Here is a 24,416-nt window from a genome sequence, read left to right on the forward strand (position 1 = left end):
TCAGCTGGCGAACAGCCGGAGTTCGGATTCCTCGTGCAGCATCGCCATGACGTCCAGCAGCGGCGTGCAACTGGCGATATCGGGAACGTCCTTGTCAACGACCTGCAATGCCGCCTCGGCCATGACGGGGCGCACCTCGTGCAGCACGGCCTGAGCAGTGCTGTGGTCGGTCACTGCGAGCCGCACCGCGGCCGCGACCCAGTTGGCGGAGAACGCGAACAGCTCACCGGCCACCGACTCCGGACGCGGCACGCCGAGGCATGCGCTCACGACACCGAGAACCACGGCGTGGTTGCCCGGCGAGCGCCCACTCTCGACGTGCCTCGCGTAGTGCGACACCGCCCCGGCGCCGAAGGCGGACGTCGCGACGCGCAGCAGGGCCCGCCCCGTGCGCGTCGAGGTCTCCCTGGCCTCGCGTGAGAGCTTCACCGCGGTCAACCGTTCGTCGGCGCTCGTGACCAGCTCCAGATCGAGGGAGTCCGGGGTCGCCGTGGCGCGGTGCGCACACACCAGCCCGATACCGTCCGACGGCGCGACGGCGAGCCGCAGGTGGTCACGCAGCAGGGCCGACAGCAGCGCGGGGTCGCCGGGCGTCGCCACCCGACCGGTCTGCGCCAGCGTCTCCAGACCGGAGGACAGCGTGTAGCGGCCGCTGGGGAACGCCGAGTCGCTCAGCTGCAGAACGGAGAGGAATCCCGTCAACATTCGGAACCTCGCACCTGCCGCGGATGGCCCGGCATCAGACGATGTAGTACAGCTGTGACATCGACACCTCGCCGGCAGCAGGCACGACGGCCGGCTGACCGTCCACGGTGACCTGGTAGGTCTCGGTGTCGACGGAGATGTCAGGGGTCAGGTCGTTGCGCACCATCTGCGCCTTGCCGACCGTGCGGCACCCGCGCACCGCTTCCGTCCACCTGTCGATCCCGAGCCGCTCCATCACCCGGGCCTCCGCGGCCGCTTGCGAAACGAACGTCACGGACGTACGCCCGGCCGCCTTTCCCAACCCGCCGAACATCGGTTGGAGCAACACGGGTTCCGGGGTCGGGATCGACGCGTTCGCGTCGCCCATCACCGACCAGGCGATCATGCCGCCCTTGATCACGCATTTCGGCTTGACGCCGAACATGTTGGTCGGCCACAGCACGATGTCGGCGAGCTTGCCCGGCTCCAGCGAGCCGACGAGGTGACCGATGCCGTGCGTCAGTGCCGGGTTGATCGTCAGTTTCGCCAGGTAGCGCAGGATCCGCTGGTTGTCGTCACCAGCCGCTTCCCCTGGCAGGCTGCCGGTCAGCTTCTTCATCTTGTCCGCGGTGCGCCAGCAGGTCGCGACGGTGTCACCGACGCGACCCATGGCCTGCGAGTCCGACGAGTACATGCTCAGCACGCCCATGTCGTGCAGCACGTCCTCGGCCGCCTCGGTCTCGGCGCGGATCCGGGACTGGGCGAACGCCACGTCCTCCGGATTGTCCGGATTCAGATGGTGCGTCACGATCGTCATGTAGAACAGGTTGTCCGTCGTGTCCGTGGTGTAGGGACGCGTGGGATTGGTCGAGGACGGAAGCACGTTCGGCAACGACGCGATGGCCATCATGTCCGGAGCGTGGCCGCCGCCTGCGCCCTCGGTGTGGTAGCTGTGGATCGTCCGCCCGTCGATCGCGTCGAGCGTGTCCGCGAGGTACCCGCTCTCGTTGAGGGTGTCCGCGTGCAACGCCACCTGCACGTCGTACTCGTCGGCCACCTCGAGCGCGCAGTCGAGCGCGGCCGGTGTGGCGCCCCAGTCCTCGTGCACCTTCAACCCGCAGACGCCGGCCTCCACCTGCTCACGCAGGCCCTCCGGCCGGCTGCTGTTGCCCTTGCCCATCAAGCCGACGTTGACCGGGAGGGTCGCGGTCGCCTCCAGCATCCTCGCCATGTTCCACGGGCCGGGTGTGCACGTCGTGCCCTTGGAGCCGTCGGCGGGACCGGTGCCGCCGCCCAGCAGGGTGGTCACCCCGCTCGACAGGGCGTGCGGAACCTGTGCCGGCGTCAGGAAGTGCACGTGGGAGTCGATCGCACCAGCGGTGGCGACGAGACCCTCGCCGGAGATCACCTCCGTACCGGGCCCGATGACGAGGTTCGCGGACACCCCGTCCTGCACGTACGGGTTGCCGGCCTGGCCGACACCGACGATCCGCCCGTCCTTCACCCCGATGTCGGCCTTGAGGATCCCCACCACCGCATCCATGACGACGACCGAGGTGATCACCAGGTCCAGCACGCCGTCGGCGTTGCGCAGTCCGGGTGCTTGCGCCATGCCGTCGCGGATCGACTTGCCACCGCCGTAGACCGCCTCCTCACCGGGCAGGATGCGGGTGCTGTCGACCCGGGCGATCAGCTCGGTGTCGGCCAGCCGGAACCGGTCGCCCGCTGTCGGACCGTAGAGCGACGCGTACTGCCGTCTCGGGACCGAGCTCATGGTCGATCGTCCATTCCGGAGAACCCCAGTTCGGCGGCCCGGACCAAGGCCCGACTCGACGTCCATCGGGCCGACATGCCACCGTCGAGCAGGCCGTTGAACCCGATCACCCGACCGGCACCGCCGAACTCGACCAGGTCGACGTCGCGCTCGTCACCGGGTTCGAAACGGATCGACTGGCCCGACGGCACGTCCAGGCGCATGCCCAGCGTCGCCGCCCGGCGGAAGTCCAGCACCCGGTTCACCTCGAAGAAATGGAAGTGGGAGCCGACCTGGATCGGCCGGTCACCGGTGTTGCGCACCGAGACGCGCAGGGTGCATCGCCCGATGTTGATCTCGATCGGGGCGTCGTCGAGCAACCACTCACCCGGAATCATCGTCAGCCCCTAGGGAATCGGGTTGGCCACGGCCAACAGTTGCGTGCCCGTACGGAAAGTGGCCTCGACCTGGACCACGTTCACCATCTCCGGCACACCGGGCAGCACGTCGTCCCGGCTCACCACCTGCTTGCCGAGCTCGGTCGCCTCGGCGACGGACTTGCCGTCCCGAGCCGCTTCCAGCAAGGCTTCGGTGATCAGAGCGATCGACTCGGGAAGATTCAGCTTGAGACCGCGATCTCTCCGCCTGCGCGCCAGCTCGGCGACCTGGTAGATCACCAGCTTCTCGGTTTCCCGGGGGCTGAGCATCAAGGACGACAGCGAGGTCTCGATACGTGGTTCTCCGGAGCCGCTGTGCACCGTCATGTCAGAACCCGGCCAGCCCCTGCGGGCTGTTGTAGGGGATCTCCGCACTGGTGACCTCGGTGAGCGAGCCATCCGGCTGGACCGCGTACCCGATGAGCGTCGAGGCGTTGGCGTAGATCTGGTACAGGTAACCACCGTCCGGGGTGATCCAGTTGTCGTTCGGGCCACTGCTGACCGTCCCGTTGAGCGCCCGGAACGTCCCGTCACCAGGCACCTTCTCGCACGCGGAATGGTGGACCAGTGAGATCACGTCGCCGTCGATGCGGAAGCTGCTGATGTGGCTGTAGCCGAAGTTCGTGGCGAAGACCCACTGGTCGTCCGGCGACACCGCCAGCCAGCACAGCTCGGACGGCAGCCCCCCGCCGGTGTCGATCTTCACCACCGGGCCGGTGCCGAGCTCACCGCGCTCGTCGAACGTCGCCAGTGCGATGCCGTCGGCGACGGCGTAACCGATCACGAGGCGATCCGGCCGGTGGTGCAGGAACGCGGGGTAGAACGGCGATGCGCCACCACCGTCCTGGAACAGGCCCTCTCCCAGCGAGCCGTTCGCCTGCACCGGGAAGACGACGATGCCGTCCGGGTCGGGAGCGTTGGACGCCACGGACTTCTTCGTGCCGTCGGGCTGGTCCGCCCAGAGGATCGGGGAGCCGTCCGGATTGGCCGCGGCCGGTTGGTCGAACGTGGTGCCGACGACCAGGAACTTCTCGTCCGGGGACAGCACGACCATCGTGGACACCCGCAGCGGCTTGTCCGGGGTGTTCACGGTGTAGCCCTCCGGCCGGGCTTTGAGCTTGCCCTCGCTGCTCACCGACATCAGGCGGACGTGGTCGGGGCCGAAGGAGTGCAGCACGAACAGCGTGCCGCTCGCCGCCGAGTACGCCAGCGACTTCGCGGTGCCGCTCCTGCCGGTGACGATGTTCCCGGTCCGCTTGACGTCCAGCAGCGTCAGCTTGCCGTCCTCGCCGACGCCGAAGCTCGAGACCGAGTTGTCACCACCGTTGGTGGTGAACAGGAACCGCTTGTCCGCCGTGACGATCACGCTGCCGGCCGCCTCGAAGGCGTTGGGCGCGCTCTCCTGCCCACTGATCGGCTTGTACAACCCGGAACCCGCTCCCCCGGTGGGGATGCGCTCCACCTCGACGATCGAGCCGTCCGAAGCACGCGCGTAGTGGATGACGGCGTTCTCGACCTCGTTGGTCTGGATGTACACGTGACCGGTGGCGTGCATGCCGTGCTCCATATGCCTCTCCGTTTCCCGTTCTTCGGCACGGAGCGTTCCTCGGCGTCGATGTCCCTCGCATCAGGGGACACCCGAGCCACACAGCCCTGGTGATGCCCAGTCCGGGGAAGGGTCGGCGACCCGCTCCACCCGGGTGTCAGGGCTGCGTGACGGGGGCGAGCCAGACGCCGACGAGGGCGTCGATCAGGCCGGATGCGGCGTCGTGCCGGGTGGCGCGGGGGGTGGGGGTGCCTTCGGCGAGGGCGCGCTCGCGCTGGGCGACGACGTGCACCATGAGGTGCCTGCCGATGTCGCCACCGCCGGCGAGGTCAGGGACTCCTCGATCATGATCTCCCGCAGGGCGGGGTCGGTCATGACCTGGGCGCTGAAGCGGGCGTACCACGTGGGGGCGCCGAGCCCGTCAAGGTGCTCGGGGATGGGCCGCACGAGGCACGCGACCGAGTCCCGCACCTCGGGGCTGTCGCCGACGTCGGCGAGCAGGCGTTCCCTGATCCGCTCGATCTGTTCGCTGTGGCGCCGGATGATGGCCCGGACCAGGTCGGTTTGGTGCCGAAGTGGTAGCCGACCACGGCGGTGTTGCCCTGGCCCGCGGCGCCTGGCACAGGGCCATCTACGGGCTCGAGGAGCTCCCCGTCGCCTGGTGAGCGCTGTACGCGGGTCGGACATTCTCCGGGCCCGGTTGAGGCAGCTCACAGGACTCACGACGGAGCCATACCCGTAGCGCGGGCCCACCCCAGAGGCCGGCGAATGCTGCGGTCAGCACCACAGCAGCACCGACCGCCGCGGTGGGACCGACCACCACGTCGAGCACCAGGAGCAGTCCACCGACGATCGTGGCAAGCAGTCCGCACAGGCCGGCGACCACCATCCGATGCCCGATCCTGACCACGTCGCGCTTGCGCCCGTGCTGGAACAGCAGGCGATGCATCGCGACGGGCGCGACCAGCAGGATCCCGGTCAGAGCGGAGGCGACCAGGGTCACGATGTAGATGCCGCGCTGCGTGGCGTCCAGTGCGGCGAACCGGTCGGTGAACGACAGGCCGAGCAGGAACGCGAACAGGATCTGCACACCGGTCTGCGCGACCCGCAGTTCCTGCAGCAGCTCGGCGAAGTTGCGGTCGGCCCGCTTCAACGGCGCCTCGCCGCGCTGGCCGGCGTTCCAGGCGTCATCTCGCCTCGGCGGCGGTTCCCTTGGGATCCGTCGAGCGGAAGGCCTGTCAGATGTTCCGGATCGCCGGAACACCAGCCCCGAGGCGCGGGCAGGTAAACACAACATGTCTGAATACTGACGCCCGTACCAGATGTCATCGACGATCTTGGCGCGGTCTTGACGGTCGCAACGACCCTTCTGACGAACTCGACGACCAGGCAAGGACCACCGTGACCGAGTCCGCCGTTACCTGGCGAGCAGGTCGCGCAGGGCTTTGATCACCTCGGTGGGGGCTTCCTCGGCCATGAAGTGCCCGCAGGACACGGTGCGGTGGTCCAGGTCGGGCGCCCAGGCCCGCCACCGGGCGGCGGCGTCGAAGCCGAGGGCCGCGCCCCAGTCCTGCTGCAGCACGGTCACCGGCATCCGCAGCTGGTGGCCGGCCTGCCGGTCGGCCTCGTCGTGGTCGATATCAACCGTGGCCGAGGCCCGGTAGTCGGCGACGATCGAGGGGATCGCCCGGCGGGACGCGTCCAGATAGGCGGCCCGGACGTCGACGGGGATCGCGTCCGGGTCGACGGCCCAGACGTCGAGGAAGTGGCCGAAGAACGCGTCCGCCGCGCCGCTGATCATGAGCTCGGGCAGGCCGGGCGGCTGGGCCATCAGGAACAGGTGGAAGCCGACGGCGGCGGACGTGCCGTGCATGACGTCCCACGTGTCGAGGTTCGGCAGGACGTCCAGCGAGGCCAGGTGGGTGACCGCGGCGGGGTGGTCGAGCCCGGCGCGGATCGCGACCAGCGCACCCCGGTCGTGCCCGGCCAGCGCGAAGCGCTCGTGCCCGAGAGCGCGGGCGAGCGCGACGACGTCGGCGGCCATGGTGCGCTTGGCGTAAGTCTGCCCGTCGGTGTCGGCCGGCTTGTCGCTGTCGCCGTAGCCGCGCAGGTCGGGGCAGATCACCGTGTGGTCGGCGGCCAGGTCGGCGGCGACGTGGCGCCACATCAGGTGGGTCTGGGGAAACCCGTGCAGCAGGACGACGGGGCTGCCCGAGCCGCCCACCGCCGCGGTGAGCTGCACGCCCTCGGCGACGGTGACGCGCTGCCTGCTGAATCCGGTGATCTCCGGTGTCATGGGACTCCTCGTCCGGTGTGGTCGGTCGTACGGGCCCACCCTGCGGTCCGCCGGTCAGCGCACAGTCAGCAGCGGCTCAGCTCGTCCGGCCGGTCGGCGCGGGCCGATAGGTTGAGTACCGATGGTGGGTTTCGGTGTGCTCGGCCCGGTGGAGGCCGCGAACGAGCACGGCCCGATCGACCTGAAGGGCCTCCGGCACCGGGCCGTCCTCGCCCGGCTGCTGGTCGCGGGAGGCCGGGCCGTGCCGGTCACCCGGCTGATCGACGATCTGTGGGACGAGCCGTCCGACGGCGCGCTCGGCGCCGTCCAGACCTTCGTCGGCGCCCTGCGGAAGGCGCTCGAACCGGATCGCCCGCCCCGGACCCCGGCCCGGCTGCTGGTCACCGCACCGCCCGGGTACGCGCTGCGCGCCGACCCGGAGGCGGTGGACGCCTGGCGGTTCGAGGCCGCGGTCGGCGCGGCCGGCCGGCTGCTGGCCGACGGGAGAGCGGAGGACGCCCGCCGCCTGCTCGACGAGGGGCTGGGGCTCTGGCGGGGACCGGCGTACGCGGAGTTCGCCGAGCAGGGCTGGGCACGCGGGGAGGCAGCGCGGCTGGACGAGCTGCGCCTGCTGGCCGTGGAACGCCGGGCCGAGGCCGGGTTGGCCGCCGGCCGGGCCGCCGAGTCGGTGCCCGATCTGGAGGCTCACGTCGCGGCTCATCCACTCCGCGAGGACGGCAGGCGGCTGCTGGCTCTGGCGCTGTACCGGACGGGACGCCAGGGCGACGCGCTGGCCACGCTCCGCCGGGGCCGCACGGTGCTGCGCGCCGAGCTCGGCGTGGACCCCGGGCCGGGCCTGCGGCAGCTGGAGGCGGACATCCTCGTCCAGGCCCCGCAGCTCGCCGCGCCGCCTGCTCCCCGCCGGCAGAGCCCGGCGCCCGCCCCGGTCGTCCGGCCCCGGCCGGTGGGGCATCCGTTCGTCGGCCGGGCCGGGGAGCTGGCCGAGCTGCAGGACGCCGCGCAGGCCGCGGTGACGGCGGGGCGGCCACGGCTCGTGCTGCTGTCGGGAGCAGCCGGTGCGGGCAAGACCGCGCTCGCCACGACGCTGACCGAGCGCCTCGCGGCCACCGGCTGGACCACGGCGTGGGGGGCCAGCCCAGAGCAGCGGGGCGCACCGGCGGCCTGGCCGTGGGCCCGGATGCGCGAGAGCCTCACCGCGGCCGGGCCCGCCCCGCCCGATCCCGCCGTCGCGGCCGGCGGCGATCCCGTGGCGGCGCGGTTCCTCCGCCACCGGGCGATCGGCTCCTTCCTGGCCGGGATCTCCGAGCGGGGCCCGGTCCTGCTGGTCTTCGACGACCTGCACTGGGCGGACGAGGAGACCCTGGCCCTGCTGACCGCGCTGGTGGCCGATCCCGATGCCGGGCCCGTGCTGGTCGTCGGCACGTACCGATCGACCGAGATCTCCGCAGGGCTGGCCGAAGCGCTGGGCCGCGCCGCCCGTACCGAACCGGCGCGGATCTACCTGGGTGGTCTGACGGAGCCGCAGGTACGGGAGATGCTCGAGGCTCTCACCGACCGCCGGACGGCCCCGGGGGACGCCCGCGTCATCCACGCGCGCAGCGGGGGCAACCCGTTCTTCGTGCGGGAGCTCGTCCGGCTCTGGGAGGCCGAGGGCGACGCCGGCCTGCACGCCGTACCGGCCGGCGTCCGTGACGTCATCCGGCATCGGCTGGCCCGGCTCGCCGAGCCGGCGCGGACGCATCTCCACCTGGCCGCGGTCATCGGCCCGGAGGTCGACCTCGACGTGCTGGTCCCGCTCGCGGGGGACGAGGAACAGGTGCTGGCCTCCGTCGAGGCTGCCGTGCTCGCGGGCTTCCTCGTCGAGCAGGACGCCGACCGCGTGCGGTTCACCCACGCACTCGTGCAGGAGACGCTCTACCACGACATCACGCGCGCCCGCCGGGCCCGCCGGCACGCCGCGGCCGCCGAGATCATCGAGCGGATCCGGCCCGGTGACGTGGAGGCGATCGCCCACCACGTCCTGCGGGCGGGAACCCGGGTCACCGCCGCTCGCACCGCGCGCTGGGCACGCGCCGCGGCCGAACGGGCGGAGCGCCGCGTCGCCCCCCACGAGGCGGCCCGCCTGTGGCGGGAGACGGTCGTGGCCCTGGACCGGACCGGCGACGGCGCCGCGGAGAGCGACGGCCGGGAGCGGCTGGAGGCGGTGATGGGCCTGGTCCGGGCGCTGGCGGTGACCGGCGAGCTGCAGCAGGCCCGGAGTCACCGCGCCACGGCGGTCACGGCGGCCGAGACGCTCGGCGATCCGTTGCTGACCGCTCGCGTGCTCGGCTCGTTCGACGTGCCGGCGATCTGGACGGCCAACGACGACGAGGCCCTGTCGGTCCGCCTCGCCGCGGCCGCCGAACGCGCGCTGGCCGCGATGCCCGCCGACCGCGAGAGCGAACGCGGACGCCTGCTGGTAACCATCGCGATGGAACGGCGCGCCGATGCCGGACGGCGCGGGCACGAGGCGGCCCGGGAGGCCGAGACGATCGCGCGGCGTCTCGGCGACCCCACCCTGCTGGCCTTCGCGCTCAACGGCCGATTCCTGCAGACCTTCCACCGCGCAGGCCTCGCTCCGGAACGGGCCCGGATCGGTGAGGAGCTCCTCGATCTGGCCGCCCGGCACCGCGGGCTGGCGACCTTCGAGGTGCTCGGGCACCTGATCCTCGTCCAGGCCCGCGCCGCCCTCGCCGATCTCGTCGCCGCCGACCGGCACGCCGCCGCGGCCGACGAGCTCGCCGACCGCTACGAACTGCCGCTCGTCGGTGTCTTCACCGACTGGTACGCCGCCCTCCGGCTCGCGGTGACCGGGCCACCGGACGGCACGGCAACGGCCTACCGGGCAGCCGCCCGGCGGCTCACGGGCACCGGGATGTCCGGCCTGGAGGACGGAATCCTCCCGCTCGCCCTGCTCAGCCTGACCGCCCCCGACATGCCGACCGGCGTGGACGACGCCCACTGGGGCGCGTACGAGCGGTGGGCCCGTCCGCTGGTGCTGTTCGCGCACGGGCACGGCGACCAGGCACTCACCGCTGCACGCGCCGTCCCGGACTCCCCCCGCGACCTGCTCTTCGAGGCCCGCACCTGCCTGCACGCCATGGCGGCGATCCGGACGGGGGACCGTCCGGCGATGGAACGCCTCTACGCCCGGCTGCTTCCCGCAGCCGGAGAGCTCGCCGGAGCCGGCAGCGGCCTGCTCACTCTCGGCCCCGCAGCTCACCACCTGGGCAACCTCTCCACCGCGCTCGGGCGACCGCACCAGGCCGGGAGCCACTTCCGGCAGGCCGGGGCGATCGCGGGCAAGGCCGGTTCCCCGCGCTGGGCCACCGCCGCTCACGACGCCCTGCGCGCCCTCGGCAGCTAGCGCGACCGGCGCCGCCGATTGACCACGAAACGAACGCGATATCACCCCGGCCTACTACGTCATATCCGCCCGATGTGCGAATCGTCACAGAACTGGGCTACGCCGCCACGTATCTCCATCGGTTAACCGACAACTCGCCGAACACCGTGTTACAAGCTCCGCGAGCATAGGTCCGAATCCCACTCGGCAACCCACTACTGGGTGGAATGTCTATATCGCCCACTACTCGCTTCCACGTAAGAACGAGGAGACCGAAACAGTGGACTTCGGAGAATGGAGGGGGTTGACAACGGAGAGAAGTGGCGGGCTATCCTGGCCGAGTCATGCCCTCGGCGGGACGTTCCACAATCAGGGGCTTCGTGTGGCACAACTGCGAGTACCGTCCGCGGTAACCTCTTGTGTCGGCAACGCGCTGCCTGCGCCCGGCTAATCGCCGGGACCACCACAGCGGCCTGTTCTCGCCATCAGCATCCGAAAGGCAAGCCACTGAACACCCGCATGCGCATCAAACTAGGTCTGCTCACGCTCAGTGCCGTTGCCTTGACAGCATGCTCGGCCGCCCAGGCCCCGGCACCGGCGGCGGTGGCGCCGGCGCCGGCCCAGGCACCCCAGGCACAGTCCGACCAGGGCCAGGGCACGTCGTCCTCCGGCGACAACTCCGGCGGGGGCTCGCAGGCCGCGGCCTCGCTCGGACAGCGCAGCTCCGAGGGCGGTTACTGGCCGGCGTCGCTCCAGCTGGGGCAGAACAACAGCCTGGGCAAAGTAGTGCTCGACGGTCAGGGATTCACGCTGTACCGATTCGACAAGGACACCGCCCACCCGTCGGCGTCGAATTGCACGGGATCCTGCCTGGCCAAATGGCCCCCGGTACTCACGAACAACAAGATCCAGATCCAGAACCTGGACCCGTCCACACTGGGCGCCGTTACGCGCCCGGACGGAACGCAGCAGGTGACCGTTGGCGGGTGGCCGGTCTATCGGTACATCAACGATGTCGTTCCTGGTCAGGTCACCGGACAGGGAGTCGGCGGAACCTGGTTCGCGATAGCACCGGACGGTTCCAAGGCCGGTGGCGGCAAGTCCGTCAAGTAACAGCACCGGCGCCCAGGGAAACGACATGGCCGTGACCGTGACGGTAACCGTGCATTCGGATGACCCGTTGGCACTGGCCGGTGCCCTCAGTCATCTTCGGCATCAGCCGGCACTTGAGGTGGTCGAACCGTCGACGCCACCCGCCGGTGACTCGGTTGCCGTTGTACTGACCCAACGGGTCGACGAGAGCACCGCCGTCGAACTGCGGAGGCTGGTCCGGGAGCCGGGGCGGCGCGTCGTCCTGGTCACCGACCAACTCCGCGAACCGGAGCTGATGGCGGTGCTGGAGTTCGGGGTCCGCACCATTCTGTGGCGCGCCGAGGCCACCCAGAGCCGGCTGATCGGAGCGATCCGTTCGGCGGCGCAGGGGGACAGCAAACTCCCGCCCGACCTGCTCGGGCAGCTGATCGCCCACGTGAGCCGCGCCCAGCGGGCCGCATCGGACCAGCCGTCGATGGCCGTGCCGGCCGTGGGGCTCGCCCCCCGTGAGGTCGACGTGCTCAAGCTCGTCGCCGAGGGCCTCGACACCCAGCAGATCGCCGACAAGCTCGCCTACTCGGAACGCACGATCAAGAACGTGCTCCACGGCGTGATGTCCCGGCTGCAACTGCGCAACCGGGCCCACGCCGTGGCGTACGCCCTCCGCGAGGGCTACATCTGATGCCCCACGCTCGGAGACGAGCACGCACGTCCCCTCATGGCCCAGGAGAACACCGGTGATCCACGAGGTCGACGAGGCGTTGCGCTCGCTGATCGGAACGCGTGCCCTCCCGGGCGTGATCACCGACATCCAGTTCGACGCGCCCACCCGCAACTGGGCGGCCCGGCGCAACTCCCCGACCGTCAACGTCTACCTCTACGACATCCGCGAAGAGGTCGCCTGGCGCGAACGGGGCGCGGTTGCCGTCCGGGACAAGGACGGCAAGATCATCGCCCGGCGGCAACCGCCACGCTGGTTCCGGCTCTCCTACCTCGTCACGGCGTGGACCACCCGGCCGGAGGACGAGCATCGGCTGCTGTCGGCCCTGCTCATCCTGCTGCTGCAGCACGAGGCGATCCCGCGGGACACCCTGACCGGAACACTGGCGGAGCTCAACGTGTCGATTCCGATGTCGGTGGCGGTACCGCCGTCCGAGTCGCGCTCGATCGCCGACCTCTGGTCCGCCCTCGGCGGCGAGCTGAAGCCGTCGCTCGACATGGTCGTCCTCGCGCCGTTCGTCGCCTCTGCCGAGTACCCGGTCGGACCGCCCGTCCTCGAAGAGACGATCACGGTCCGGGATCGCCGGGGCGAGATCGTCGACTCCGCCACCCGCGACTACCGCAACCGCCTGCCGTGACCGTTCGCGACCCGGCCGTTCCGTTGCTGCACCGGTTGGACCTGCTGCACGTGCGGGCCGCGAACATCGTGCGGCAGCGCGCCGCCGGCGACGCCAGCTCCGCCGACCCGCTGCGTGGCCTCTACCTCCCACCGGAGGTCGCGCTCCAGTGGGCCCACCGGCCCTCGCCGGGCAGCGACGCCGCGGACGCCGCGGACGCCGAGGACGACGGGTACCCGGAGGCACTGGAACCCACCGAGGCGCCGGAGGACCGGCTGACCGGCCTGGCGCACAGGTTCATGCTGCCTGCGCTGGACGTCCACCTGCTGCTGGCCGCGCTCGCCCCGGACGTCGACCGCCGGTTCGAGCCCCTCTACGGATACCTCAACGACGACGTCTCACGGCGCCGCGTCACGGTCTCGGTCGCTCTCGAGCTGATCGGGCTGGCCCCCCACCACCGATCGGCCCGCGCTCGGATGCACCCGGCCGCGCCCCTGCTGCACGGCGGCCTGATGACCGTGGAGGACGACCGGGAACGGCCGTTGCCCGGCCGGACACTGCGTGTACCCGAACGGGTCATCGCCTACCTGCTCGGCGACGACGTACTCGACAGCGAACTCCTCGACACGGTCCGGCAGGCGCCACCGCTCCCGGCCGCCACCGGGCCGGAGCCGAACGCGTTCGAGGCACGGTTGGCGAAGCTGCTCCCCGACGCGTCGGTCGTGGTGCACCTGCGCGAGCACCGGCCCGGCACCGGTGTCGCGGTCGCCGTGGCGGCCCTGCAGCACGCCGGTCGCACCGTGCTGCGCTTCGACATGCCGTCCCCCACGGATTCCGCGGCGGCCGTCGACCTGATCCCGGCACTGGTCAGAGAGGCCCGCCTCCGCGAGGCCGCTCTCGTGATCAGCCCGCTGCCGGAGCAACCGGCGGCCGTGATGCGGGCGCTGGAGCACGTCGACGTCCCGGTCGTTCTCGTCGACCCCCGGCCCTTCGACCCCCACTGGTCGCCGTCGGCCACCGCGGTGCTGTCGCTCGACCTCCCTCCCGGCGGCCTGGCCTCGACACAGCTCTGGGCCGAGGAACTGGGCGAGGCCGACGTCCCGGACCTCGCCGCCGCCGTGGCACCGTTCCGGCTCGGCCCGGACCAGGTGCGCCGGGCGGTCCGGTCCGCCCGTGCGCTCGCCGCCCTCGACTCCGCGCCGCTGAGCCGGGTACACATCCAGCACGGCGCCCGGCAGCAGTCGGCGCCGCTGCTCAACCAGCACGCGCGCCAGGTGCAACCCGAGGTCGGCTGGCCGGATCTCGTGCTGCCCGACGAACCGTTGCAGCAGCTGCACGAGCTGGTCGTGCGCGCCAGGCAGCGGGAACGGGTGCTCCGGGAATGGCGGCTGCGCCCCGGCGGCGGGCGCGGACGCGGGGTGGTGGCCCTCTTCGCCGGCGACTCGGGCACCGGCAAGACGCTGTCCGCCGAGGTGGTGGCCGGTGAGCTGGGCGTCGTGCTCTACGTCGTGGAGCTGTCGTCGGTGGTCGACAAGTACATCGGCGAGACCGAGAAGAACCTCGAACGGATCTTCGCCGAGGCCGACCGCACCGACTCGGTCCTGCTGTTCGACGAGGCCGACGCCATCTTCGGCAAGCGCTCGGAGGTGAAGGACTCCCACGACCGCTACGCCAACATGGAGAGTGCCTTCCTCCTGCAGCGCCTGGAGTCGTTCGACGGGATCGCGCTGCTCACCACGAACCTGCGGGCCAACATCGACGAGGCGTTCACCCGCCGGCTGGACCTCATCGTCGACTTCCCCTTCCCCGATCCGGCGTTGCGCACCCAGCTGTGGCGCCAGTGCCTGACCCACGCGCCCTGCCTGCCGGACCTCGACCTGGCGGCGCTCGGCGACAGGTATGAGCTGTCCGGCGGTGGAATCCGGAGCGCCGCGGTCACGGCCGCCTACCTCGCCGCCGGCCGTGGCGAGCCCATCTCCGACGACGACGTCCTGATCGGCGCCCAGCGCGAGTACCAGAAGATGGGTCGCGTGGTGTGGTGAGCCGGTCGACGCGGTCAGTGGCCTGGTCCGAGGACCGGGGCGAGCCCGAACGCCGCGAACACCGGCGGGTCCTGGAACACCACGGTGCGGGCGATCCCCTGGGTGCTGACGGTCAGCACCTGCAGGGTGTGCAGGCGTAGCACCCCGGTCTCGTCGGGGCAGTAGGCGACGAGGGCGGGCTGACCGTTCGCCGAGGTCGGGACCATCCGCCAGCCCGTGCCCCGCATGGTGAACACCCTCGCGATGAACCGGCCGTAGTCGACGCGGCCGGCGTACCAGAGCGGGACGGGCGGCATCTCGAGCACGGCGTCGTCGGTGAGCAGCGTGACGAGTGTGTCCACGTCGGCGGATTCGAACGCCCGCACGTACCGCTCGACCGTCTCCCGGACGGACCGGTCGTCGGGCTCCCGCAGCGCGTTCTCCCGGGGCGAGGCCGCGGCCAGTGCTGCCCGCGCCCGCTGCAGCGCGCTGTTGACCGCCGCGGCCGAGGTGTCGAGCTGGGCGGCGACCTCCGCTGCGCTGAACTCCAGGACGTCACGAAGGACGAGGACGGCCCGCTGACGCGGCGGGAGCAGTTGCATCGCGGCGATCAGGGCCAGCCGCACCCCGGCGCGTGCGGTGGCGCGGGACACGGGATCGCCCTGATCCTGGCGGAGGTAGGTATCGGGCAGGGGCTGCAACCACGGCACCTCGAAGTCCGGCACGAGCGGGGCCCCCGGGTCATCGCTCGCTGATCCGAGTCCGGAGGGCAGCGGCCGTCGCGCCCGGCCCTCGAGCGCGGTCAGGCACACGTTGGTCGCGATCCGGTAGAGCCACGTGCGAACCGAGGCACGCTGCTCGTCGTAGCGATCGCGGGCCTTCCACGCCCGGATCAGCGTCTCCTGCGCCAGGTCCTCCGCCTCGTGCACCGAACCGAGCATCCGGTAGCAGTGCACCACCAGCTCATGCCGGAACGGGGCGGTCACGGCCTCGAAGTCCGTGCCGATGGTGCCGATCACGATCGTCCCCCACGTCCCGTCCTGCTCGCAGCAGCCAGCCGCGCGGTTGTCGAGGTTATCCGCGCGGCGGCGATGAGTTCGCCGCCGGCCGCCGGTATGTACCCGCGACCGCAGCACCGCAGGGGCCGCCAGAGCCGACCGGAAAGGAACGCCATGAACCGCGTCATCGTCAACGAGTTCATCACGCTCGACGGAGTTGCCGAGGACCCGGACGGGTCGGCAGGCACGGCGGCAGGCGGCTGGGCGTTCCGGCACGGCCCGGAAGCGGTGGCCGGGGACAAGTTCAAGCTGGGTTCGCGTCTCGACACCGGCGCGCTGCTGCTGGGCCGCGGAACCTGGCAGCTGTTCTCCAGGCTCTGGCCCAGCCGCTCCGACGACTTCTCGACCAGGATGAACACCGCACCGAAATGGGTGGTGTCGCGGACGCTCACCGACGTCAGCGCGTGGAACAACTCCACCGTGATCGGCGGCGAGCTCACCGACGAGGTACGACGGTTGCGTGGTGAGCGGGACGTCATCGTCATCGGCAGCACCAGCGTCGTGCAGACGCTGATGGAGCACGACCTCGTCGACGAGTACCGCCTGCTGGTCTTCCCGACGGTCCTGGGCACCGGCCGGCGACTGTTCACCGATCCGGCCGTGGCCCGGGACCTGCGTCTGGTGTCGGTCGAACAGAACGGTGCCGCCGCGCTGCTGCGCTACGAGAAGACCGGGTGACCCGGGCCGGATCAGCGGCCCGGGCCGCCCGAGGTCGGGATCAGGACGCCGCGGTGAGCGTCCACTCCTGCCCCGAGACGGACTCGCTCTCGCCGCACTCCCTCGCCTGCACCACCTGCCCCGTACCGATGTCGGTCAGGCAGGAGCCGGTCTGGGAGTTGACGATGGTGACGACGTCATTGCTGCCCGCGGGCTTCAGGAACCAGGCCTCGTTCTTCAGCAGTTGGCCATTACCCACGTTCCGCAGGGTGAGCTGCGAGTTGTTGCTCGGAACGGGCTGGCCGAGCGCGAAGTTGCGACCCGCGGCCGGAACGATGGCCGTGGAACCGTCCTGGAGACGGATGAGGCTCCAGGTCTGCAGGCGCTGCTGTTGCTGGTTCAGCTGGTCCGACTCGACCAGCGGTGTGCCGCCGCGCTGATCGGGCGCTGCCGACAACGCCACCTCGGTCTGGGTCACGTCGGAATGGGTGAACGTGACGTCGGTGGTCCCGCCCGACGAATTGCCCGAGCCCTGCCGTTGTTGCTGCTGCTGTTGCTGCTGCTGTTGTTGCTGTTGCTGGGTGGTGGGGGGCGCCTGCTGCTGGGTGGTCTGTATTCCGCCCGTCAGGGGCGGCACCTGCACGTTCGGCGCCTGGAACGAGGGGAGGGCCAGCGACGGGAACAGGCGGGACTGCAAGTTGGTGAACGGGAGGTACAGCAGACCCGCAGCGATCAGGGCAGCCACGAGCAACAGGCCGAGCAGCACCAGCAACCATTTGGGGAACAGTCCCATCTGGATGTACGTGCCCCGCAGCTGCGTCGGTTTCGCGCCCGTCAACGTCGCGTCCTCGGGCGGCATCACGGTGACCGCGAACGGGTAACGCTGCGGCTTCCCGGTGAACCGACGCCGGCGAGGACGCACCCGGAGCACCGGAGACCCGACGACCCCGGCCGGTACCAGGGTCGAGGGCTCCCGCCCGTCGAACAGCAACCTGTCCTCGTCATCGCGGCCGACCAGCCGGATCTCCAGTGGAGCGTTGCCCCGGTTGTTGACGCTGAAGCGCAGCAACGCGGAGAGGCGGCCACGGACCGTGACCGGGTTCATCTCCGCACGCAGGTCCCCGAAGGACGTGACGGTGACGGTTCCCTCGGCCACATCGGACAGTTCGGGGTGCTCGCGGGGCACCACGCGGACACCGATCGGAGTGGGGCCGGCCAGCACCTCCGGGGTGCGCGGCACCTTGACGGTGAGGGTCACCGTGCCCTCGTCACCGGGGAAAAGCCGCAGTTTGTCCGGAGTGAACTGACAAAAACGACTCAACGGACCGAGAACCGAGAGTTGGTACTCCTCGACCGTGTCCCCGTTGTTACGCACCTTCAACGTGAAGGTGGCAGCGCCCGCTCCTGGAGTGACAGTGCTCGACGTCGGCTCGAGAGACGTCCATAGACTCACCGAACAAGACTACGGATCATCGCGAGCCGGAGCAGTGGTCGGAAGGGCAGTAATCGGTCCATCACATCGGACCGAACGGGCAGGTTCCGGTGCCCGTCGCGCGGGCACCAGCATGCCCGCGGGTGGGGTCCGGCGGACCTGTCGGCGAGGGCGGGCGGCCCACATGATTCAGCGAAAAGCTTGGCCGCCACTTCATCTCCGGTACGAGGAGACCCCTGCATGCCTACCTATCTGTCGCCCGGCGTCTACGTCGAGGAGGCTCCCAGTGGTTCGCGTCCAATTCAAGGCGTGGGCACCGCGGTTGCCGCCTTTGTCGGTTTCGCCCCCACGGGTCCGCTCAACACACCGGTGCTGATTCCGAACTGGTCGTCATACGTCGCCCAGTTCGGCGAGTTCGCGGAGGGCAGCTACCTCGCCCACGCCGTGTACGGATATCTCAACAACGGCGGCTCGATCTGCTACGTCGTCCGGGTCGGCAGTGGTCCCGATGACCGGGACGACGCCGACGAGCCGTCGCGTCCGGCGGGCGCCCTGCCCGCGGCCGAGCCCGCCACGCTCGGGCCGTTCAGGCTCACCCCGCTCCCCCGCGGCAACGGCTCCGGTCCGCTCACCGCCGAGGTGACCGACTCCCAGGGCGAGAACGTCCCCGAGGACCGCTTCACGCTCCTCATCAAGGAGGGCGACAACACCCTCGAGACCTTCGACGTCTCGGCACGCAAGGGCGCCCGGAACTACATCGTCAACCAGGTACGGCAGAACTCGAAGCTGGTCAGCGTCGAAGAGGCGACCCCGAGCGGGCAGGTGAGCCGTCCCGCCAACCAGACGGTCACCCTCAACCCCCCGCCCGCGGCCGTCTCGACGAGGGGGTCCGACGCACCGAGGCGGCTCAACTCCGGTGACTTCATGGGCGACACGGACGACCGCACCGGCCTGGGTGGGCTCGAGGAGATCGACGAGATCACCATGGTGGCCGTTCCCGATGCGATGGCCGCCTACGAGCGCGGTGCGCTCGACATGGACGGCCTGAAGGCGGTCCAGCTCGCGCTCATCTCGCACTGCGAGCAGATGGGTGACCGGATGGCCATCCTCGACCCGCCGCCGGCGATGAAGGCCAAGGACATCCTGGACTGGCGCCAGCAGACGGCGGCCTACGACTCCGCGCACTCCGCGCTCTACTACCCCTGGATCAGGGTCTTCGACCCGGCCAGCGGACAGCCTCGCCTGGTTCCGCCGAGCGGCCACATGGCGGGCGTGTGGGCCCGCACCGACGCCGCGCGCGGCGTCCACAAGGCTCCGGCCAACGAGGTGGTGCGCGGCGCCATCGACCTGGGCACGCAGATCACCCGCGGCGAGCAGGGCATGCTCAACCCGGTCGGCATCAACTGCATCCGGACGTTCCCGGGCCGCGGTGTCCGCGTGTGGGGCGCCCGCACGCTCTCCTCCGACCCCGCATGGCGCTACCTGAACGTGCGCCGCTACTTCAACTACCTCGAGGAGTCGATCCTCGACGGCACCCAGTGGGTCGTCTTCGAGCCGAACGACCGCTCGCTGTGGAACCGGATCCGGCGCAACGTCACGGCGTTCCTGCTCCAGGAATGGCGCAGCGGAGCGCTGTTCGGAAACCAGCCGCAGAACGCGTTCTACGTCAAGTGCGACGCGGAGACCAACCCGCCCGAGTCGGTCGACCAGGGCCGGGTGGTCTGCGAAATCGGGGTCGCGCCGGTGAAGCCGGCCGAGTTCGTGATCTTCCGGCTGTCCCAGTACTCCGAGGGCGGCGCCGAGCTCACGGAGTAGGGCGCCCCGTCACACATTCCTCACTGCACGCATGTCTGATCAGCTAGAAGGAGCGATGGATGAGTCTCCAGCCGGGTGATGCGTATGTTGCGCATCAGTTCACCGTCGACATCGACGGTATTCAGAGCCCCATCAACAAGATCGGGGAGATGAAGTACTCGCTGGGCGTCGTCGAGTACCAGCAGGTGGACCAGCAGGGCAAGCCGCTGCGCAAGAAGATGCCCGGTGCCCCGGAAGGCGGCACCGTCACCGTGACCCGCGGTCTCGATGACCAGTCGACGCAGTTCGACACCTGGATCGACGCGGCGATGACCGGCGACATGAGCACGGCTCGCAAGAACGTCTCTCTCGTGGTGAACGACTACACGGGACAGGAGAAGATGCGGTGGAACCTCACCAACGCCTGGGTCAGCAGCGTGACGACCACGGGCGGTGAGGCCGGCAGCGCGTCGCCGTTCACCCAGGACATCGAGATCAACTGGGAAACCATGAACAAGCAGAACGGCTGACATGCGCCGCAGCGGCCCGCGTTACCGCAGCGCTTCTGCAACGGCGCTGGAGGGGACCTCGCCCGCGGCATCGGACGCAGAGGCTCTCGATGTACCCGTGCAACGAGAGCCTCTGCGTACCGAGTTCGAGTTCGAACTGCCCCGGGGATATGTGGACGAGTCGGGCGTCGTGCACCGTCGTGGCACGATGCGGCTCGCCACCGCGCGCGACGAGCTTCTGCCGTTGCGCGACATCCGGGTCAAGGAGAACCCGGCCTATCTGTCAGTTGTCCTGCTCGGGCGCGTGATCACCCAGTTGGGCAACATCGGGCCGGCGAACGACCAGATCGTCGAGAAGATGTTCGCGGCCGATCTGGCCTTCCTGCAGGACTTCTATCGGCAGGTCAATGCCGAGGGCCACACCCGGGCGTCGGTGGCTTGTCCACATTGTGCTAAACCGTTCGAAGTGGAGCTTGGTGGGAGCCGCCTGGGGGAATCGTGACGTACGCAACTTCTCGTATCCACGAGGAGATTGCGTACCTGGCCTATTACTTCCACTGGCGCCTGGAGGACGTGTTGGATCTCGAGCACCACGACCGCAGGCGGTACGTGAGCGAAGCGAGCGCGCTCGTGCGCCGTTCCGAGGAAAGCCAGTGATCCGATGAACCTATTTCCCCGCTTTCGTCGGCCGAGGCCGGTGGCGCGGCCGACGGAGACGTCGGCCGCGCCACCGGCGCATGCGCCCTCGGAGGACTGGAAGACCGTCGCCCCCATCCAACGGGTCCTGGACGAGCCGTCGCGGGTTCTCGGCACCACCCGCAGGTCCCCGGCGACCTTCGCGGATCCTCGGATGTCCAGCGCGGAACTGGTGCACAACGTCAGCGCGGACGCGCCGGGCGGCGTGGTCCACGGCTTGCTCACCAGCCGGATCGGGCAGCCGCAATCCCTCGACGTGCCGATGCCGCCCCTGCCGGTCGCGTCCCGTCCGGCGGAGCCACTGCCGCCCGAGTCGCCGCCGGCCGCCGACGCAGTCCCCGTGGTGAGGGTGCAGCGGGCGTCGGCCCTGGGTCGGATGACCACGGCCGTCCCCACCTGGCCGGCCCGGCAGTTGCAGGCGGTTGCGCCTACCCCGCCGCCTGTCCCGGCCTCCCCCGCCGGGACGAGTCCCGCCCAGGACCAACCTGCCGCCACATCGGGTGCGCAGCAGGCGCCCGCTCCGGCAGCGGCTGCGGGACAGGCCCCGGTGCTGCAGCGGCGGCCCACGCCGGAGGTGCTCTCCGACCGGTCCGCACCGAGCGTCTCGACCGCGCCGACCGAAGGCTCGTCCGCGCCGCCGTCACCACCGGCGGTCACGCCCACCGGCCCCACCGTTCAGCGACGGGCCGGACTCGGGGAACCGCGATCCGGCACCCCCACTCCCGGCAGCGCGACGCCGGGAGATGCCACGTTCCCGTCGGCCCCGACACCGGGAACGGCCCCCGGCGTCCCGCGGACCGTGGGCCAGGGCGGTGGTCCGCCGGCCCGCAGGCGTTCGCGGATCGGGCCACCCCTCACGCCGTCCGAGGCCTCCGGCCGGGTGTCGTCGCCGGGCGCGAGTCCGGCGCAGCGGTCGGTCACCGGGGCTCCGCCGTCGACTCCCCCGGCTCAGGTGCCGTCCACGTCCCGCTCCCCGCAGGCTGCGGACGGTCCGCGTTCGCCTGCCGTACCCGTCACCCCAGCGCCGGCGGCCCCCTCCCCCACGTCGGGAGCGCCCGGCCCTTCGACCCCTGACCAGGGCGGTGTGACGGCAACCCCCGCCGTGCAGCGCGCCTCGGCGCCGGGCGAGCCGCCCGCAACAACGTCCCCGACCCTTTCCCCCGCGGATGGCGCCCCCTCGGCAACCGGCACGCCCTCCGCCGGCGCCTCCCCGGCGCCCGCTGTCCAGCGCCGGCCGCTCACCTCCGCCACCCCGCACCCCACGGCCACCACCCCGCCTGCAACACCCGCCACCGGCGAGCCCGACGCTCCCCGCAGCGAGGCCACCGGCACACCGGCAGGACCGCCCACCAGCACCACCGTGCAGCGCGCACCGGCCGCAACCCCGACACCGGGCTCCCCCGGCAACCCGGCCACCCCACCGAGGCCGACACCCCTGGCGACCAGCCCCTCCTCGACGCCGTCGGCCCCGACCAGCGCCGCCCCGGCCCCCGCGGGCCCGACCTCGACGGGCTCGACGGCGGCCGCTCCGACCTCCCCCGCGGTCCAGCGCCGGCCGCTCACCTCGGCGACCCCACCCCCCACGGCGACCACCCCGCCCGCAACACCCGCCACCGGCGAGCCCGACGCTCCCCGCAGCGAGGCCACCGGCACACCGGCAGCACCGCCCACCAGCACCACCGTGCAGCGCGCACCGGCCGCAACCCCGGCACCCGGCTCCCCCGGCAACCCGGCCACTCCGCCGAGGACGACCCCACTCACGCCCCCGGCGACGGCCTCCCCCGCCGCGCCGTCGAGCCGGCCCCCCTCGACCCCGGCGCCGTCGGCCCCGGCAACTGCCGCCCCGACCTCCACCGGCTCTACGGCCTCCGGGCAGTCCCCCACGGTCCAGCGCCGGCCGCTCACCTCGGCCACCCCACTCCCCACGGCCACCACCCCACCCGCAGCACCCCCGAGCCCCGCCACCGGCGAGCCCGGGGCGCCCGGCGCTCCCCGCGCCCAGGCCACCGGCACACCGGCAGCACCGCCCACCAGCACGACCGTGCAACGCGCCACCACGCCGACACCGGCGCCCGGCTCCCCGAGCAACCCGGCGACCCCGCCGAGGCCGACACCGCCGGCGACCAGGACCTCCCCCTCGACCCCGCCCTCCTCGTCGCCGCAGACAAAGACGCCGCCCCCCTCGACCCCGGCGCCCACGACCCCGACAGCCGCCGCCCCGACAGCCCCGGGCTCGACCTCAGCGGGCTCGACCGCAGCGGCCTCCGGGCAGTCCGCCACCGTCCAGCGCCGGCCGCTCACCTCCGCCACCCCGCCCCCCACGGCCACCACCCCACCCGCACCACTCTCCGAGTCCGGACCGACCACCACCGGGGCCCGGCCCACCGGACCACAGGCACAGCTCCAGACCGGCACCACCGTGCAACGCGCTCCCGCGCCGGGCTCCCCCAGCAGCCCGGCCACCCCACCGGGCACGCCACCGGCAAGCACGACCTCCCCCTCCACGCCTGCGAGTCCCCCGAGATCCACGACCACGTCGACCACCCCTCCGAGCGCCTCTGCGACCTCACCGTCGCTCTCGGACGGACCGGCCGTGCAGCGCAGGCCCCTCACCTCCGCCACCCCGCCCCCCACGGCCACCTCATCGACGCCTGCGCCACCCCCCGTCCCGACCACGATCGACGCGCCCGCGACGCCCGACGCGCCCGTGCAGCGCACCACCCGGTCGACCGCACCTGCCGCCCCGGCGGGCCGGCAGTCGACACCGTCGAGCTCGACACCGATCAGCTCGGGCCCGATCAGCTCGGGCCCGATCAGCTCGATCCCGGCCAGCGCGGCACCAGGCACGACGACACCAGGCACCACGACACCGGCGGCCCCGCCTTCCCCGTCGATGCCGACGAGTTCGACGACCCCGACGAGCTCGACATCGGCCACCGGGTCCGCCGCCTCGGGCCCGGCTGAGCCCACCGCGGTACAGCGCCGGCCGCTCACCTCCGCGACCCCGCCCCCCACCGCCACCACGCCGACGCCCCCGGCACCCGCTACCGGCATCCAGGCCGCCGGAGCCGCCGGAGCCGCCCCCGGGCTGCCCACCAGCCGGACCGTCCAGCGCATGACGGCGCCCGCCGCGACCTCGGCGGCCCCAGCGGGCGGGTCCGCGGAGTCGGCGAGCGCTCCCGCTCCGGAGTCGGCGCGCCGGGCCACCGCGGCCGCGACGCCGCTGACATCCGCGACGTTGTCATCTGCGGCCGCGACGGGCTCGTCGGCGGCCGGACCAGCCGCGCCCGCCACCCGGTCGGCGCCGCTCACCGGAGCCACGCCGGCCGCGACGGTGTCCACCGGCCCGACCGTGCAGCGTCTGGGAGCTGCCTCCCCCGCACCGGGAACGCCGGGTACCAACCCGGCCGCCGTACCGGACGCCACGCCCCTGCAACGCACGACCGCTGCCGCGACGCCGCCCCTCGACGGCCCGGGCGGCCCGGGCGGCCCGACGTCCGTTCCCGTCCGCCCGTCGTCCCCTGCCGGGGGAACCGGCACCCTGCCAGGCGGCGCCACGCCCGCCTCGCGGTCCACGCGCGCCGGCTCGCCGGCCACCCCCGGTTCGAGCGGTTCGGCGGCGGCGGGAAGCGCGACCGGTGCCGGCGGCCCGACCGCGGTGCAGCGCGCACCACAGGCACCGGGCTCCGCCGGCTCTCCCGTGCCAGGCGCATCCTCGG

The 24,416-nt window shown here is 71.7% G+C and carries 19 protein-coding genes and 2 pseudogenes; 10 read left to right on the forward strand and 11 right to left on the reverse strand.

Features of this window, described 5'->3' with window-relative positions; translation table 11 throughout:
• The 8 genes and pseudogenes from ACQPZA_RS24775 to ACQPZA_RS24810 all read right to left on the reverse strand — a co-directional run bounded on the left by ACQPZA_RS24775 (position 1) and on the right by ACQPZA_RS24810 (position 6,716).
• Positions 1 to 705 (reverse strand): urease accessory protein UreF, encoded by a 705-nt coding sequence (locus ACQPZA_RS24775; protein ID WP_433274207.1) that lies wholly within the window; start codon positions 703 to 705, stop codon positions 1 to 3.
• 34 nt (positions 706 to 739) lie between these two features.
• Positions 740 to 2,458, reverse strand: coding sequence for an urease subunit alpha (gene ureC, locus ACQPZA_RS24780; protein WP_433274209.1), 1,719 nt, complete (start codon positions 2,456 to 2,458; stop codon positions 740 to 742).
• Entirely contained in the window at positions 2,455 to 2,835 is a 381-nt protein-coding gene (ureB, locus tag ACQPZA_RS24785) for an urease subunit beta (protein ID WP_433274211.1), read from the reverse strand. Before ureB ends, ureC begins: the two co-directional genes overlap by 4 nt.
• Before the next feature lie 9 nt (positions 2,836 to 2,844).
• Positions 2,845 to 3,147, reverse strand: a complete 303-nt coding sequence (locus ACQPZA_RS24790) for an urease subunit gamma (RefSeq protein WP_169398838.1) — start codon at positions 3,145 to 3,147, stop codon at positions 2,845 to 2,847.
• A 55-nt stretch (positions 3,148 to 3,202) separates the two neighbouring features.
• A pseudogene (locus ACQPZA_RS24795) lies at positions 3,203 to 4,453 on the reverse strand (beta-propeller fold lactonase family protein); the annotation flags it as partial.
• Between the two features lie 124 nt (positions 4,454 to 4,577).
• Positions 4,578 to 5,043: pseudogene (locus ACQPZA_RS24800) on the reverse strand (TetR/AcrR family transcriptional regulator).
• Between the two features lie 8 nt (positions 5,044 to 5,051).
• Positions 5,052 to 5,573 carry a DUF6328 family protein gene (locus tag ACQPZA_RS24805; RefSeq protein WP_433274213.1) on the reverse strand — a complete coding sequence of 174 codons (522 nt, stop codon included), beginning with the start codon at positions 5,571 to 5,573 and terminating at the stop codon, positions 5,052 to 5,054.
• Positions 5,574 to 5,837: 264 nt separating this feature from the next.
• Entirely contained in the window at positions 5,838 to 6,716 is an 879-nt protein-coding gene (locus ACQPZA_RS24810; protein ID WP_433274215.1) for an alpha/beta fold hydrolase, read from the reverse strand.
• 121 nt (positions 6,717 to 6,837) lie between these two features.
• Between ACQPZA_RS24810 and ACQPZA_RS24815 the strand changes: the two genes are divergently transcribed.
• The 5 genes from ACQPZA_RS24815 to ACQPZA_RS24835 all read left to right on the forward strand — a co-directional run bounded on the left by ACQPZA_RS24815 (position 6,838) and on the right by ACQPZA_RS24835 (position 14,572).
• Positions 6,838 to 10,122, forward strand: coding sequence for a BTAD domain-containing putative transcriptional regulator (locus ACQPZA_RS24815; RefSeq protein ID WP_433274217.1), 3,285 nt, complete (start codon positions 6,838 to 6,840; stop codon positions 10,120 to 10,122).
• A gap of 498 nt (positions 10,123 to 10,620) precedes the next feature.
• The gene (locus tag ACQPZA_RS24820; protein ID WP_433274219.1) at positions 10,621 to 11,214 is read left to right on the forward strand and encodes a hypothetical protein; all 594 of its coding nucleotides are present in this window, start codon (positions 10,621 to 10,623) and stop codon (positions 11,212 to 11,214) included.
• A gap of 118 nt (positions 11,215 to 11,332) precedes the next feature.
• Positions 11,333 to 11,875: a helix-turn-helix transcriptional regulator gene (locus ACQPZA_RS24825; RefSeq protein ID WP_433274221.1), complete on the forward strand. Its 543-nt coding sequence runs from the start codon at positions 11,333 to 11,335 to the stop codon at positions 11,873 to 11,875.
• Between the two features lie 55 nt (positions 11,876 to 11,930).
• Positions 11,931 to 12,551 (forward strand): DUF4255 domain-containing protein, encoded by a 621-nt coding sequence (locus tag ACQPZA_RS24830; RefSeq protein WP_169399702.1) that lies wholly within the window; start codon positions 11,931 to 11,933, stop codon positions 12,549 to 12,551.
• The gene (locus ACQPZA_RS24835) at positions 12,548 to 14,572 is read left to right on the forward strand and encodes an ATP-binding protein (protein ID WP_433274224.1); all 2,025 of its coding nucleotides are present in this window, start codon (positions 12,548 to 12,550) and stop codon (positions 14,570 to 14,572) included. The genes ACQPZA_RS24830 and ACQPZA_RS24835 overlap by 4 nt, the downstream gene beginning before the upstream one ends.
• Before the next feature lie 14 nt (positions 14,573 to 14,586).
• Here ACQPZA_RS24835 and ACQPZA_RS24840 read toward each other — a convergent pair whose 3' ends face one another.
• Positions 14,587 to 15,570, reverse strand: a complete 984-nt coding sequence (locus ACQPZA_RS24840) for a sigma-70 family RNA polymerase sigma factor (protein WP_433274226.1) — start codon at positions 15,568 to 15,570, stop codon at positions 14,587 to 14,589.
• 153 nt (positions 15,571 to 15,723) lie between these two features.
• Between ACQPZA_RS24840 and ACQPZA_RS24845 the strand changes: the two genes are divergently transcribed.
• Positions 15,724 to 16,287, forward strand: a complete 564-nt coding sequence (locus tag ACQPZA_RS24845; protein ID WP_433274228.1) for a dihydrofolate reductase family protein — start codon at positions 15,724 to 15,726, stop codon at positions 16,285 to 16,287.
• Between the two features lie 40 nt (positions 16,288 to 16,327).
• On the opposite strand, the gene ACQPZA_RS24850 is transcribed toward ACQPZA_RS24845, so the two are convergent.
• Positions 16,328 to 17,524, reverse strand: a complete 1,197-nt coding sequence (locus ACQPZA_RS24850) for a hypothetical protein (RefSeq protein ID WP_433274230.1) — start codon at positions 17,522 to 17,524, stop codon at positions 16,328 to 16,330.
• Positions 17,525 to 17,938: 414 nt separating this feature from the next.
• Here ACQPZA_RS24850 and ACQPZA_RS24855 point away from each other — a divergent pair, with 414 nt between their 5' ends.
• From ACQPZA_RS24855 to ACQPZA_RS24870, 4 genes are read left to right on the forward strand one after another with little or no spacing between them, the layout of a single operon-like run.
• On the forward strand, positions 17,939 to 19,513 hold the full coding sequence (locus ACQPZA_RS24855; protein ID WP_433274232.1) for a phage tail sheath family protein: 1,575 nt from the start codon (positions 17,939 to 17,941) through the stop codon (positions 19,511 to 19,513).
• A gap of 59 nt (positions 19,514 to 19,572) precedes the next feature.
• On the forward strand, positions 19,573 to 20,022 hold the full coding sequence (locus ACQPZA_RS24860) for a phage tail protein (protein ID WP_169399698.1): 450 nt from the start codon (positions 19,573 to 19,575) through the stop codon (positions 20,020 to 20,022).
• Position 20,023: 1 nt separating this feature from the next.
• A complete protein-coding gene (locus ACQPZA_RS24865; RefSeq protein ID WP_169399697.1) occupies positions 20,024 to 20,503 on the forward strand; it encodes a hypothetical protein in 480 nt (159 codons plus the stop codon).
• Complete coding sequence (locus ACQPZA_RS24870) at positions 20,500 to 20,658, forward strand: DUF6760 family protein (protein ID WP_312859511.1); 159 nt, start codon at positions 20,500 to 20,502, stop codon at positions 20,656 to 20,658. The genes ACQPZA_RS24865 and ACQPZA_RS24870 overlap by 4 nt, the downstream gene beginning before the upstream one ends.
• 987 nt (positions 20,659 to 21,645) lie before the next feature.
• Here the strand turns inward: ACQPZA_RS24870 and ACQPZA_RS24875 are convergent.
• Positions 21,646 to 24,039 (reverse strand): hypothetical protein, encoded by a 2,394-nt coding sequence (locus ACQPZA_RS24875; protein WP_433274235.1) that lies wholly within the window; start codon positions 24,037 to 24,039, stop codon positions 21,646 to 21,648.
• Positions 24,040 to 24,416: the final 377 nt, after the last annotated feature.

The sequence above is a fragment of the Pseudonocardia xinjiangensis genome, from assembly GCF_050948425.1.
GTDB lineage: Bacteria > Actinomycetota > Actinomycetes > Mycobacteriales > Pseudonocardiaceae > Pseudonocardia > Pseudonocardia xinjiangensis.